The following is a 13,384-nucleotide window of genomic DNA, read 5'->3' as shown; positions in this document are numbered from 1 at the left end:
ACCAGGGAACGAGACACCAATGAGACACGAGATAGTCGAAAAGAATGTCGGTCTGCTCGCCGTACTGATCCTGGTGGTGATCAGTTTCGGGGGCCTGGCCGAGATCGTGCCGCTGTTCTTCCAGAAGCAGACGACCGAACCGGTCGAGGGCCTCGAGCCCCTCTCTCCCCTGGAGCTCGCGGGCCGCGGCATCTACCGCCGCGAGGGCTGCGTCGGCTGCCACTCCCAGATGGTTCGCCCCTTCCGGGCCGAGACCGAGCGCTATGGCCACTACAGCGTGGCCGGCGAGTCGGTCTACGACCACAACTTCCTGTGGGGTTCCAAGCGTACCGGGCCCGACCTGGCCCGGGTCGGTGGCCGCTATAGCGACGACTGGCACCGCGCCCACCTCTACAACCCGCGTGACGTGGTGCCGGAGTCGATCATGCCCGCCTACCCCTGGCTGTTCGAGAACACCCTGAGCGGGGAGCGCATCGACGACGAGATGCGCGCCATGCAGACGCTGGGCGTGCCCTACACCGACGAGCAGATTGCCGGTGCCAGCGAGGCGGTCCGCGGCGAGCGCGAGATCACCGCGCTGGTCGCCTACCTGCAGCAGCTCGGTACCGTGCTCAAGGATTCGCGCTGACCATGGATAACGGGACCGTCAACGGGGTGATCATCATCCTGCTGATCATCGCCTTCGCGGGGCTCACGCTGTGGGCCTACTCGAAGCGACGCAAGCCGGACTTCGACGAGGCGGCCAACCTGCCCTTCGCCGACGAGGATGAGCAGCCGAACCGTGACCAGAGTGCCTCCCGCGAGGCCGATTCCCGACACGACAAGGGAGAGAGGAACACATGAACAATTTTTGGGGTGACTCCCTTTCCAGCTTCTGGAGCGCCTGGATCATCGTCATCACGCTGGGCACGATCGGCATTGCCTTCTGGCTGCTCTTCGCCAACCGCAAGACCGACAAGACCCCGGATGCTCAGGGCAACGTCGACACCACGGGCCACGCCGCCGACGGGATCGAGGAGTACGACAACCCGCTGCCGCGCTGGTGGTTCCAGCTCTACGTCGTCACCGTGATCTTCGCGCTGAGCTACCTGCTGCTCTACCCCGGCCTCGGCAACTTCGCCGGCCTGCTGGGCTGGAGCCAGGAGAGCCAGTGGGAGGAGGAGGTCGCCCGCGCCGAGGAACGCTTCGCACCGATCTTCGCCCAGTACCAGGAGGTGCCGATCCCGGAGCTGTCCCAGGACGGCGAGGCCATGCAGGTCGCCGAGCGCATCTTCCTCAACAACTGCGCGATCTGCCACGGCTCCAACGCCCAGGGCGGCTACGGCTTCCCCAACCTGACCGACGACGCCTGGCTCTACGGCGGGGCGCCGGAGAACATCGTCCAGACCCTCAACAACGGGCGTAACGGCCTGATGCCCTCCTGGCAGCAGCTGGGCAGCGAGAACATCGAGAACGTGACCCAGCACGTGCTCTCGCTCTCCGGCAACGCCGAGGAAGCCGAGCGCGCCGAGCAGGGCGCCAGCGTCTTCGCCTCGGTGTGTGCCGCCTGCCACATGCCCGACGGCACCGGCAACCAGGCCCTGGGCGCGCCCAACCTGACCGACGATGCCTGGCTCTATCGGGCCCCCGGCCAGTCGCTGGCCGATTCGGTGCGCCAGACCCTGCGCAACGGCCGCAACGGCCACATGCCGGCGCAGGCGGCCTACATCGGCGAGGACAAGGTCCACCTCGTCGCGGCCTACGTCTACAGCCTGAGCCGACAGGACTGAGGCACGGCCATCGGCATGAAACAGGGTGCGGCCTCCGGTCGCACCCTTTCTCGTTCCGCGGCCGCCCCGATACAATGACGCCCACCCGCAGCGGCCCTCCTTCCCGGCGCTGCCCCTCCTTGCCAGCCGTGAGCCTGCCATGAGCGAGAAGATCCCGACCCACGATGTCACCCCGGATCCCGTGAAGCACCACACGCCGAACGAGGCGGTCACCCAGCACATGTACGCCAGCCGGCGGCACATCTACGTGCGCGAAATCAAGGGGTTCTTCCAGCGCCTGCGCCGTGCGTCCAACTGGGGCCTCATGCTGGCCTTCTTCCTGCTGCCTTGGGTGCCCTGGGGCGACCGGCCGGCCATCTGGTTCGACCTCCCGGGTCGGGAGTTCCACATCTTCTCGGCGACCTTCTACCCCCAGGAGTTCATGCTGCTCTCCTGGCTCTTGATCATCTGCGCCTTCGGCCTGTTCTTCATCACGGTCTTCGCCGGACGCGTCTGGTGCGGCTACACCTGTCCGCAGAGCGTCTGGACCTTCCTGTTCATCTGGTTCGAGCATCGCCTCGAGGGGGGGCGCAACCGGCGAATCAAACTCGACCGGCAGTCGATGACACTCGACAAGCTCTGGCGCAAGGGCGCCAAGCACGCGGCCTGGCTGCTGATCGCCCTGGCCACGGGCGTCACCTTCGTCGGCTACTTCACCCCGATCCGTGACCTGGTGGTGGAACTGCCGACCCTCGAGGCCCATGGCTGGTCCTTCTTCTGGGTGGGCTTCTTCCTGGTCTTCACCTACCTCAACGCCGGCTGGCTGCGCGAGCAGGTCTGCATCTACATGTGCCCCTACGCACGCTTCCAGTCGGTGATGTTCGACCGCGACACCCTGATCGTCTCCTACGACCGCGACCGCGGCGAACCCCGCGGGCCGCGCAAGAAGAGCCTCGGCCACGAGCAGGCCCGCGAGGCCGGCCACGGCGACTGCATCGACTGCGACCTCTGCGTGCAGGTGTGCCCTACCGGCATCGACATCCGCGACGGCCTGCAGTACGAGTGCATCACCTGCGCGGCCTGCATCGATGCCTGCGACAGCGTGATGGACAAGATGGGCTACCCGCGAGGGCTGATCCGCTACACCACCGAGAACGCCCTGGAGGGCAAGCCGACGCACATCCTGCGCCCCCGCCTGATGGGCTACCTGGCCGCCCTGCTGGTGATGATCGGTGTGTTCGCCTGGGCGGTGACGGACCGCACGCCACTCGGACTCGACGTGGAGCGCGAGCGCAACCAGCTGTACCAGATGACCGATGAGGGTGAGATCAGCAACGTCTACACCATGACCGTGCGCAACCTCGACAGTCGCGACCATGTCTATCGCCTCGAGGCGGAGGGGCTGCCGGGCCTGCGCCTGGACACCCACGAGGTCAGCGTCCCCGCCGGCGAGTCCCGCCAGCTTGTGGTGGAGGCCACCGTCAGCCCGGACGTCATCGAGCGCCCCAGCCACGACATCCTGCTGCGCGTGACCGCCCTGGAGGATGATATCGCCATCGAACGTGACAGCCGTTTCCTAGGAGGCACCCGCTGATGAGCGCGGAATCCGGACCCATTCCCCCCTGGTACAAGCAGTTCTGGCCCTGGTTCCTGATCGGCCTGCTGGCCTCGTCGGTGGCCTTCAGCCTCACCTACCTGGTGCTGTCAATCCACTTCTACGACGGTACGGTGGAGCAGGACTACTACAAGCGGGGCCTGGCCATCAACGAGCAGCTGGCCAAGCAGGAGCATGCCAAGGCGCTGGGCCTCGAGGCGGTCATGCGTGCTGATCCCCGCACCGGCGACATCGTCGTCGACCTCAAGGGCGAACGCCAGCCGGAGCGGCTATACCTCGAGTTGATCTTCCCGACCGAGAGCAGCCGCGACCGCTCCCTGGTGCTGGAACATGTCCGTGACGGGCGCTACGTGACCATGATCGACAAGCCGCTGAACTATCGCTGGTACCTGCACCTGCAACCCGCCCCGGGCCAGGAGGCCGAGTGGCGCCTGACCGGCGAAGCGAAATTCCCGACGGAGACCGGGATCTCGCTCTCCCCCGGGATCTAGATGGTCGCCTCCTCCTCCACGCCCCCCCAGACCGATGCGCCCGACTGCTACCACTGTGGCAATCGGGTGCCGCCGGACGCGCCCTGGTCGATCACCCTGGACGACGAACGCCGGCCCCTGTGCTGCCCCGGCTGCGAGGCCGTGGCCCATGCCATCGTCGACGGCGGCCTGGCGAGCTACTACCGATTCCGCACCGAGCTGCCCGAGCGGCCGGACGATCGCCAGGTGGCCAGGGTCGAGACCTGGGCGGTCTTCGACGACCCCGGGCTGCAGGCGCGCTTCGTTCATCCCGACGCCGAGGGGGGCACGGTGCACGCCACCCTCGCCGTGGACGGCATCACCTGTGCGGCCTGCGCCTGGCTCATCGAGCATCGCCTGAATGCCCTCCCGGGCATCACCGCCAGCGCGGTCAACCTCTCCCATCACCGCCTGCGCGTCAGCTGGGATCCCGACCAGGTGCCCTTGTCGCGGATCCTCGCCGAGATGGCGGCCATCGGCTACCCGGCCCAGCCCTACGAGCCCGACGCCGCCCAGAGCCGGCTCAAGCACGAGGAACGCATGAACGTGCGCCGGCTGATCGTCGCCGCGGTGGCGATGATGCAGGTGCTGATGTTCTCGATCCCGATCTACGTGGCGGACCCCGGCGAGCTCAGCGCCGATTTCGACGCCCTCTTTCACTGGCTCTCCTTCGCCCTGGCCACCCCGGTGGTGCTCTTCTCGGCACAGCCCTTCTTCGCGGGTGCCCTGCGCGACCTCAGGAGCCGGACCCTCGGCATGGACGTGCCGGTGTCGCTGGCCCTCGCCGGGGCCTATCTGGCCAGCGGCTACGCGGTGATCGCGGGGCATGGCGACGTCTATTTCGACTCGGTGACCATGTTCACCTTCTTCCTGCTCTTCGGCCGCTACGTGGAGGTTCGCGCAAGGCGACGCAGCGGTCACAGCGGCAACGCCCTCTCCGGCGCCCTGCCCCTCTCGGCAATCCGCCTCACCGAGGCGGGCGAGGAGCGCATCCTGCCCTCCAGCGAACTCACCGCCGGCGACCGGGTACTGGTCAAGCCGGGGCATGGCGTGCCGGCCGACGGCGTCATCGAGAGCGGCGAGTCGAGCCTCGACGAGTCGATGCTCACCGGCGAGTACCTGCCGGTGACCCGACGGGTCGGGGACCGCGTGACCGGCGGCAGCCAGAACATCGAGAGCCCCCTGACGGTGCGCGTCACCCACGCGGGGCAGGAGGCCCGGGTCGCCGGCATCGTCGACCTCACCGACCGGGCCTTCGCCAGCCGGCCGCGCATCGCCCAGCTCGCGGCCCGCATGGCCCACCACTTCGTGCTGCAGGTGCTGCTCATCTCCCTCGGCGTGGCCGTGGCCTGGTGGTACATCGATCCCGACCGCATGCTTTGGGTCACCCTGTCGGTGCTGGTGGTCACCTGCCCCTGCGCCCTGGCACTGGCCACGCCCACGGCCCTGACCGCCGGCCACGGCCGGCTGCACCGTCGCGGGGTGCTCATCACCCGCGCCGACGCCCTGGAGGCCCTGTCTCAGCTGGACCGGGTGATCTTCGACAAGACCGGCACCCTGACCAGCGGCGAGATGCGCCTGGTGGAGACCCACCCGCTCGGCGACACCCTCGACGAGGCACGCGCGCGTGCCCTGGCTGCCGCCCTGGAAGCGCAGTCCGAGCACCCCATCGCCCGGGCCTTTCGCCCGTTCCGCGACGCCGGCCTCCAGGCCGCCGAGGTGCTCAGCCGCCCCGGCCAGGGCCTGGAGGGCCGGGTCGACGGCCGTCGCTGGCGACTCGGCACGCCGGCGTTCGCCGCCCACGAGGCGCCGCCCGCCACGCCCGGCGAGGGCCAGTGGCTGCTGCTGGCCGAGGACGGCCAGCCCCGGTGCTGGTTCTGCCTCCACGACCACCTGCGGGAGGATGCCCGGGAGACCGTGGAGGCCCTGAAGGCACGCGGCCTCTCGGTGGAACTGCTCTCCGGGGATACCGAGACGGCGGTGGCAGCCATGGCCCGGCGCCTGGGCATCTCGACCTGGCAGGCGGCGGCCTCGCCGGAAGACAAGCTGGCGCGCATCCAGTCGCTGCAGGCTGCCGGTGAACGGGTCGCCATGGTGGGCGACGGCATCAACGATGTGCCGGTGCTGGCCGGCGCCGACGTGGCCATCGCCATGAACGGCGCCACCGACCTGGCGCGCACCCGCGCCGACGCCGTCTTGCTGGGCCCACGCCTGGGGCGTATCGTCGAGGCCATCGCGACCAGCCAGGCCACCCGACGCATCATCCGCCAGAACCTGGCCTGGGCACTGGTCTACAACGTCTCGGCGCTGCCCCTGGCCGCCATGGGCTTCGTGCCCCCCTGGCTCGCCGCCATCGGCATGTCGGCCAGTTCGCTGGTCGTCGTCGGCAATGCCCTGCGCCTGTCCCGGGACGGTCCCTCGCGGCCGTCCGGCGCCGACGCTCCCAGGCTGGTGAACGCATGAGCATCCTCTACCTGCTGATCCCCCTCTCGCTGATCCTGCTGGGCCTGGCGGTCTGGGCCTTCTTCTGGGCCGTCAAGCATGACCAGTTCGAGGACCTCGAGGGCCCCGCCTACCGCATCCTCTTCGACGAGGACGAGAACGACCGCCCCAGGGAGCCTGAGGCGTCGTCGGAGCCCGACGCGCCCCGTGACGAGGACCGCCGCGACTGATGGACCCCACCGGCCTCGACCTCCCCCCGCTGGCCGCCGCCTTTCTCTTCGGCCTGCTCGGCGGTGCCCACTGCATCGGCATGTGCGGCGGCATCATGAGCGCCCTGACCTTCGCCGTGCCCCCCAGCATGCGCAGCCCGGCAAGGCTCTCGGGCCTGTTGCTGGGCTACAACCTGGGCCGCATCGCCAGCTACATGACGGCCGGCGCCCTGGTGGCGGGACTCGGCACCCTGGTGGCCCTCAGCCCCCAGGCACGCCTGGTGCTGCAGGTCCTGGCCGCGGTGATGCTGATCCTGATGGCGCTCTACATCGCCGACTGGTGGAAGGGGCTACTCAAGGTCGAAGCGGTCGGCAGGCGGCTGTGGCGCCATCTCGAGCCCGTGGGGCGGCGGCTGATGCCGGTGGTCAGGATCCCTCAGGCCGTGGCCCTGGGGGCCGTCTGGGGCTGGCTGCCGTGCGGCCTGGTCTACTCCATGCTCGCCTGGAGCCTGGCGATGGCGGACCCCTGGCGGGGCGCCGCCCTGATGGGGGCCTTCGGCCTCGGCACCCTGCCGGCCCTGCTGGTCACCGGCCTGGCGGCGAGCCAGCTCGGCGCCCTGATCCGGCATCCGGCGACCCGCACGCTGGCCGCGCTGTCGATCATCGCCTTCGCCCTCTGGCAGCTCTGGCGGCTGCTGCCCGTCGCGACGACTCCCTGACGGCCGGGGCGATTCCACGTTCGCTTGACGCAGCTCAACGCGGCCGGCGGTGCGCGTCACTAGCATGAAGGCATGTTCCCCTCCGGAGTGCCCCCCATGTCCGCCCTCGCGTCAGCCGCCCCCCGAGCCGGCGCTCCCTTCGCCGCGGTGTCCCCGACACCCGACTATGCCTTCTACCCCACTACCCATGCGCTGGGTGACGGCATCGGCGCCGAGGACTATCGTCGGGCCCTGGAGCACAGCAATGCGGCGGCGCGGCCCCTGTCCCTCTACGTCCATCTGCCCTTCTGCCAGCGGGCCTGCTTTCACTGCGCCCGCCGTCCGGTCACGACCTCGGACACCCGGCTTCCAGAGGCGTATCTCGCCCGCCTCGACCGGGAGATGGTCCTGACCCGTCGGCACCTGGATGCCGGGCGGGAAGTCCGCTCCCTGCAGTGGGGAGGCGGTACGCCGACCTTCCTGAGCCTGAGCCAGATGAGCGACCTGATCGACCGACTGGATGCCCGCTTCCGGCTGGCCGGCGATCGGGACAGGGAGTACCTGATCGAGATCGACCCCCGGGAAGCCGATGTCCTGACCCTGCGGCACCTGGAAGCGCTGGGCTTCAACCGGCTGAGCCTGGAGGTGCTGGACCTGGACCCCGCCGTCCAGCAGGCGATCAACCGTCTGCAGGGCCCCGGCCTGACCGAGCAGCTGATCGACGAGGCGGACCGGCTGGGGTTCCACTCCGTGAACCTGAACCTGATCATCGGCCTTCCCCGCCAGACCCGGGAGGGCTTCACCGCCACGCTGGAGCAGGTCATCGCCATGGCGCCGGCGCGGCTCTCGCTGTTTCACTACCAGCATCATCCCGAGCGCTTCCCTCCCCAGCGCCACATCCGCGCCGAGGAGCTTCCCACCGCGGAGGAGACCCTGGAGATGCTGGACAGGGCCCTGGAGCTGCTGGCCGCCGGGGGCTATGTGCATGTGGGTCGGGACCGCTTCGTGCGGGGCGACGACCGCCTGGCCCGGCAGGCGGGGCGGGCACGCGGGCGCCATGATCTGCTGGGGCTGGGCGTCACGGCCGTCTCCCGCCTGGAGGACCTGCATGTCCGCAACCCGCTGACCCTGGACGCCTACGAGTCGGCCCTGGACCAGGGCCGCCTGCCCACCGCCGTCGGGCACCGGCTGAGCCTGGATGACCGCCTGCGCCGCGCCGCCATCGAGACGCTGATGAGCGAACTCTCCCTCGACCTGGCGGCCCTTGGCGACGACTTCGGCCTGGACGCCGAGCGCCATCTCGCCACCCCCCTGTCGCGCCTGGCCGGGGCAGAGGGAGCGGGACTGGTCGAACGCCGGGGCATGCGACTGAATGTCACACCCACCGGCCGACTGCGGGTCCGCCAGCTGGCCACGGCCTTCGACGCCTACCTCCCTGCACCCTGGCCTTGGCAGGCTTCCCCTACCTCCTAAGGGGTGGTTTGCCGGTGCGCGACAATCCTCCATACTGTGGCTGGAGCCATCATTCATGGAGGAGAGCATGCCCGACACCGCGACCAGCAGGCGCCGCGCACTGTTCAACGAGACCCGCTGTCAGACCTGCAGCCTGAGTTCGCTCTGCCTGCCGCTGGCACTCGAGGTGAAGGACATGGACCAGTTCGACGCCATCATCCGCCGTCGAGCGCCGTTGAAGAAGGGTGAGGCGCTGTTCCGCCAGGGCGCCCCGTTCACCAGCGTGTTTGCGGTACGCTCCGGCAGCCTCAAGCAGGTGACCACCGAGGGCACCGGCGAGGACCAGCTGACCAACTTCTACCTGCCCAGCGAGCTGGTGGGACTCGACGGCATCGACGAGAAACGCTATCCGGGTACGGTGGTGGCTCTGGAGACCACCATGGTCTGCGAGATCCCCTTCGATCGCCTGGATGCCCTCTCCGAGTCACTGCCGGAGCTGAGGGGCCAGCTCTATCGCAGCATGAGCAAGGAGATGCGAGAGGATCGCCGCATGATGCGCCTGCTCTCCCGCAAGACCGCCGACCAGCGCCTGGCCACCTTCTTCACCAGCCTCTCCGACCGCTTCCGTCGGCGCGGCTACTCTCCCTACAGTTTCCGGCTCTCCATGTCCCGTGCCGACATCGGCAACTACCTGGGGTTGGCGGTGGAGACAGTCAGCCGCATCCTGGGCCGTTTCCAGTCCCAGGGGCTGGTGGCCGTGTCCGGCCGCGAGGTGAACATCCTCGACCTCGAGGCGCTCATCGAGGTGGCCGAGCAGGAAGGCTGCCGCTGAGGCGCCGACGCGCGCCGGGCGCTCGGCAAGATGTTGGGCAGCTTCGTATCCGCTATCAACAAGGAACCCCATCGGATGCCATATCCGATGGGGTTCTTGCCGTGGAGCTTGCCGCCCCTCAGTGAGCCACTTGGCGCTTGCAGCTTGGCCGCTTATAGCTCGTTATGAAGATCGATGCGGTCGGCATTGAGGCGTGCCTGCTTCTCCTCCAGGCCGGCGAAGTCGAAGAGGTCCCGGTCGGCCAGCTGGGAAGGCGCCACGTTGGTGACGGCATTGAACATGCTCTCGAGCCGACCGGGGTGCTTGCTTTCCCATTCGGCCAGCATCTCCTTGACCAACTGGCGCTGCAGGTTGGGCTGCGAGCCGCAGAGGTTGCAGGGAATGATCGGGAACGCCATCAGCCGGGCAAACTCGGCGATGTCCGCCTCCCGGCAGTAGGCCAGGGGCCGGATGACCATGTTCCTGCCGTCGTCGGAGAGCAGCTTGGGCGGCATCGCCTTGAGGCTGCCCCCGAAGAACATGTTGAGGAACAACGTCTCGAGGATGTCCTCGCGATGGTGCCCCAGCGCCACCTTGGTGGCGCCGATCTCCTCGGCGAAGCCGTACAGGGAGCCGCGCCGCAGCCGCGAGCAGAGGGCACAGGTGGTCTTGCCCTCGGGGGTCTTCTCCTTGACCACCGAATAGGTGTCTCGCTCGAGGATGTGGTACTCGACCCCGATGCGCTCCAGGTACTCGGGCAGCACGTGCTCGGGGAAGCCGGGCTGCTTCTGGTCCAGGTTGACCGCCACCAGGGAGAAGCTCACCGGCGCGTTGCGCTGCAGGTTGCGCAGGATCTCCAGGAGGGTATAGCTGTCCTTGCCCCCGGAGAGGCAGACCATCACCCGGTCCCCCTCATGGATCATCCCGTAGTCGATGATGGCGTTGCCCGTCTGGCGACGCAGCCGCTTCTGCAGCTTGTTGAACTCGCGCTTGCCTCGGGCATCGAGGCCATCGAGCGGGATCGCCGGCGCGGCGTCGGGCCGGGCGGCGGTATCACGGGGATCGAATGTCAGGGCGTCTTGCATGGTCTGGGCGCTGCCTGGGCGGCTGGAAATGGCGGGCGACTATCCTACCATTCTCGCCACGACCAGGCGAAGCGACGTCCGGGCCATCAGCAGAAACGCTCGACCTGCAGGGGGCTGCGCGACAGGCGCAGGTGGATCAGCGCCGTGGTGACGGCATCGCCCAGCGCCGTGTTCCGCCCCATCACCGGCACCCCCAGGCGTTCGGCCACGTCCTCGAAGCGCGGCCGGACGTCCAGCTCGGGATGGCTGCGGCGCAGCTGGCGATGGTAGGCCTGGGCCACGTCGATGCAGGCATTGGGCAGGTCGAAGCCGACACGGGGGCGCAGGTAGCGGTTGAGGATGGCCAGGTCGGCGTCCAGGGCCCAGCCGATCAGCGGCCGATTGCCGACGAAATCCAGGAACTGCCGCAGCGCCTCGTCGACGCCTGCGCCATCGACCAGGTCGACGCCACGCAGGCCGTGGAAGCAGATCGAGTCGCCTGAGAGGCTGGCGGGACGCGCCAGCCGCAGGTCCAGGGAATCGCTGGTCAGCACCCGGTCGCCACGCAGGCGCACCGCCGCCAGCGACACCAGCTCGGCCTGGCGGGCATCGGGCCCGGTGGTCACGCAGTCGATGGCGACCATCTCGTCCCCGGTATAGGGCGAGAAGAGCCAGCCATAGTCGCCATGGGCCTGTCGTCGTCGGTCGGCGGCGCGCCGCAGGACCCTGAGCATCGAGGAACCTCCTGGTAGGGTAGTGAGCCGTCTCCCGCGCGCGTCGCGCGTCCGTCAGGAGTACTCGAGGTGGAAGCGGTGGGAGAGCCGCTGCTTGAATTCCTTGACGATGTGCAGGGCCTCGCGAAGCAGGTCCCGCTCCAGCGAGGAGAGTTCCTGAACCACCACCCGGTCGGGCTCCCCGCCCTTGCTCTCCGGGTCGTCGCGGCGCGCGAGCCGCTGCCGGAGCCTCAGTTCGGTGAACAGCGACAGGGCCTCGCCCAGGTCCTCGGCGAAACGCTCATCCAACCGGCCGTCGGCCACCAGCGCCTCGAGCCGGTCGAGGGTGGAGGTCGCCGTGATGCGCCGCTCCAGTGCCAGGGTGCGCACCCCGTGGACAATGGGGAAGATGCCCCCCTTCTTGATGTCGACACCGTGCTGCGGCTTCTTCAGGGACCCGAACAGGGTCAAGGGCGTGGAAAAGCGCAAGGCCGTACGGGCGAAATAGGAGAGCAGGATCTCGTCACGACTGCAGCGCTCGAAGAGCTCCTCGCGCAGTCGCTCGAGCAGCGCCGGATTGCCGGCCACCGCATGGGCATCGAGCATGATGGCCAGACGCATGAGGCTTTCCCCATCCCGGCTCGCTGCCCAGTGCGCGATGCGAGCACGCCACTGGGTCTCGGTCCCCACCCACTCGGGATTGGAGACCATGATGTTGCCGGGGCAAGGCGGGTAGCCCAGTTCGATCAACGTCTCGGTGAGGCGCTGCATCTGGTCGTGGCAGTCGGGCCACTCCAGGTCGTCGGCGAGGATCAGGCCGTTGTCCTGGTCGGTCTTGAGGATCTGCTCGCCGCGCCCCTCGCTGCCCATCACGATCAGGCAGCTGTCGCGGTGGTAGCGCTCGTCGATCAGGAATCCCCAGGCCTTGTTGATGATGCGCCCGTTGAGCGCGGCCAGCAGGCCCATGGCGAAGCGCAGCTTGACGCCCTGGGCCATCAGCGCGCTCACCAGTTCGGGTGTTCGACGACTGGCGGCAGCCAGCGCCTCCAGGCTGTTCGCCTGCTCTACCTGCAGGCTGACCACATAGCTGCGACTGGAGAAGTAGCTGAGCACATCGGTCAGCTCCACGACCCCGCAGGGCCGGTCCTGCTCCATGACCACGACCCGCTCCACCTTGAAGCGCGTCATCTGGACCAGCACCTCGAACAGGTACTGCTCGGCTGTCGCGGTGACGAGTTCGAAATGCGCGACCGCCTGCACCTGGCTCTCCTGGGGCAGGCCCTTGAGGACCAGGGCATTGAGCAGGTCGGTCTTGGTGACCATGCCCGGCCCGTGCTCGCCCTGCACCAGCAGGCTGTCGGCATGGCTGTCGTTCAGGGTGTGCACCGCCTCGGCGATGCTGGTCGTGGCCTCCACGACCAGGGGGGCACGCATGCACTCGCTGACACCGGCGAGCATGAAGCCCGCCATGGTGACGCCCCCCTCGGCGCGGCGCTCGGTGAGCAAGCGGGTCTTCTGGGCCAGGCGCTGGCGAAAGAACTCGGCGAAGGCCGGGTAGGCCTTGCAGATCTGCTTGAACAGCCCCTTGGGCAGCAGGTAGCAGAGGCACTCCTGTTCGGCCCTGAAGCGGTAGCGACTGGTGCCGTTGAGGATGCTGATGGCCCCGAACAGGTCACCGGCCGTGTAGTGGCCGATATGGGACTGGGAGCCCGGCAGGGTCGGGTCCAGTTCGGCGACCTCGCCCTTGTGGATCAGGAAGACGTACTCCCCGGGCTGACCGGCATCGAGGATGATCTCATCGCGGTCGAAATAGGCCAGATCAATACCGCTGCGGACACGCTCCCTGCCTTCCTCGTCGAGGAAGGTGAAGGGGGGATGTGAAAGTTCTACATCTACCATGGGGCTGTCCTCGTTGCGCGGCTGCCACCACCCCGCAGACCTCGGTAAACTTGGCTTCTATCGGGAATTCAAGATAGCAAAGTCGGGGGGGCGTAAAGACCTAGACAATCGTCCTATCCTGGCAGCCTTAGACCATCGTCAGACACCGCCGGGCAAATCACATCAACTGGTCGACTTTTCCAGGCTATACCATCGTCCTATGCGCGCCCCTTGCCGAGTGAAAG

At 68.3% G+C, this 13,384-nt stretch carries 13 protein-coding genes; 10 read left to right on the top strand and 3 right to left on the bottom strand.

What is annotated here, in order from left to right; genetic code table 11:
* Positions 1-19 precede the first annotated feature (19 nt).
* From ccoO to fnr, 10 genes are all read left to right on the top strand, one after another.
* Positions 20-628: a cytochrome-c oxidase, cbb3-type subunit II gene (ccoO, locus tag BOX17_RS11265; protein WP_071944602.1), complete on the top strand. Its 609-nt coding sequence runs from the start codon at positions 20-22 to the stop codon at positions 626-628.
* A gap of 2 nt (positions 629-630) precedes the next feature.
* Positions 631-843 (top strand): CcoQ/FixQ family Cbb3-type cytochrome c oxidase assembly chaperone, encoded by a 213-nt coding sequence (locus BOX17_RS11260; RefSeq protein WP_071944600.1) that lies wholly within the window; start codon positions 631-633, stop codon positions 841-843.
* The gene (gene ccoP / locus BOX17_RS11255; protein ID WP_071944598.1) at positions 840-1,769 is read left to right on the top strand and encodes a cytochrome-c oxidase, cbb3-type subunit III; all 930 of its coding nucleotides are present in this window, start codon (positions 840-842) and stop codon (positions 1,767-1,769) included. The genes BOX17_RS11260 and ccoP overlap by 4 nt, the downstream gene beginning before the upstream one ends.
* A gap of 139 nt (positions 1,770-1,908) precedes the next feature.
* Positions 1,909-3,342 carry a cytochrome c oxidase accessory protein CcoG gene (gene ccoG / locus BOX17_RS11250; RefSeq protein WP_071944596.1) on the top strand — a complete coding sequence of 478 codons (1,434 nt, stop codon included), beginning with the start codon at positions 1,909-1,911 and terminating at the stop codon, positions 3,340-3,342.
* Positions 3,342-3,854, top strand: a complete 513-nt coding sequence (locus BOX17_RS11245) for a FixH family protein (protein WP_071944594.1) — start codon at positions 3,342-3,344, stop codon at positions 3,852-3,854. The genes ccoG and BOX17_RS11245 overlap by 1 nt, the downstream gene beginning before the upstream one ends.
* Positions 3,855-6,335, top strand: a complete 2,481-nt coding sequence (locus BOX17_RS11240; protein WP_071944592.1) for a heavy metal translocating P-type ATPase — start codon at positions 3,855-3,857, stop codon at positions 6,333-6,335.
* Entirely contained in the window at positions 6,332-6,544 is a 213-nt protein-coding gene (ccoS, locus tag BOX17_RS11235) for a cbb3-type cytochrome oxidase assembly protein CcoS (protein WP_071944590.1), read from the top strand. Before BOX17_RS11240 ends, ccoS begins: the two co-directional genes overlap by 4 nt.
* Positions 6,544-7,242 carry a sulfite exporter TauE/SafE family protein gene (locus tag BOX17_RS11230; protein WP_071944588.1) on the top strand — a complete coding sequence of 233 codons (699 nt, stop codon included), beginning with the start codon at positions 6,544-6,546 and terminating at the stop codon, positions 7,240-7,242. Before ccoS ends, BOX17_RS11230 begins: the two co-directional genes overlap by 1 nt.
* Positions 7,243-7,338: 96 nt before the next feature.
* Positions 7,339-8,694: an oxygen-independent coproporphyrinogen III oxidase gene (gene hemN / locus BOX17_RS11225; protein ID WP_071944586.1), complete on the top strand. Its 1,356-nt coding sequence runs from the start codon at positions 7,339-7,341 to the stop codon at positions 8,692-8,694.
* A gap of 67 nt (positions 8,695-8,761) precedes the next feature.
* Entirely contained in the window at positions 8,762-9,505 is a 744-nt protein-coding gene (gene fnr, locus BOX17_RS11220) for a fumarate/nitrate reduction transcriptional regulator Fnr (protein ID WP_071946835.1), read from the top strand.
* Positions 9,506-9,657: 152 nt separating this feature from the next.
* Here the strand turns inward: fnr and ttcA are convergent, their stop codons facing one another.
* The 3 genes from ttcA to BOX17_RS11205 all read right to left on the bottom strand — a co-directional run bounded on the left by ttcA (position 9,658) and on the right by BOX17_RS11205 (position 13,160).
* Positions 9,658-10,569, bottom strand: coding sequence for a tRNA 2-thiocytidine(32) synthetase TtcA (gene ttcA / locus BOX17_RS11215; RefSeq protein ID WP_071944584.1), 912 nt, complete (start codon positions 10,567-10,569; stop codon positions 9,658-9,660).
* 86 nt (positions 10,570-10,655) lie between these two features.
* Positions 10,656-11,282: a 3'-5' exonuclease gene (locus BOX17_RS11210; RefSeq protein WP_071944582.1), complete on the bottom strand. Its 627-nt coding sequence runs from the start codon at positions 11,280-11,282 to the stop codon at positions 10,656-10,658.
* 54 nt (positions 11,283-11,336) lie between these two features.
* Complete coding sequence (locus BOX17_RS11205) at positions 11,337-13,160, bottom strand: DUF294 nucleotidyltransferase-like domain-containing protein (RefSeq protein WP_071944580.1); 1,824 nt, start codon at positions 13,158-13,160, stop codon at positions 11,337-11,339.
* Positions 13,161-13,384 lie beyond the last annotated feature (224 nt).

The sequence above is a fragment of the Halomonas aestuarii genome, from assembly GCF_001886615.1.
Taxonomy (GTDB): domain Bacteria; phylum Pseudomonadota; class Gammaproteobacteria; order Pseudomonadales; family Halomonadaceae; genus Halomonas; species Halomonas aestuarii.
This window is presented reverse-complemented; position numbering and strand designations above follow the sequence as displayed.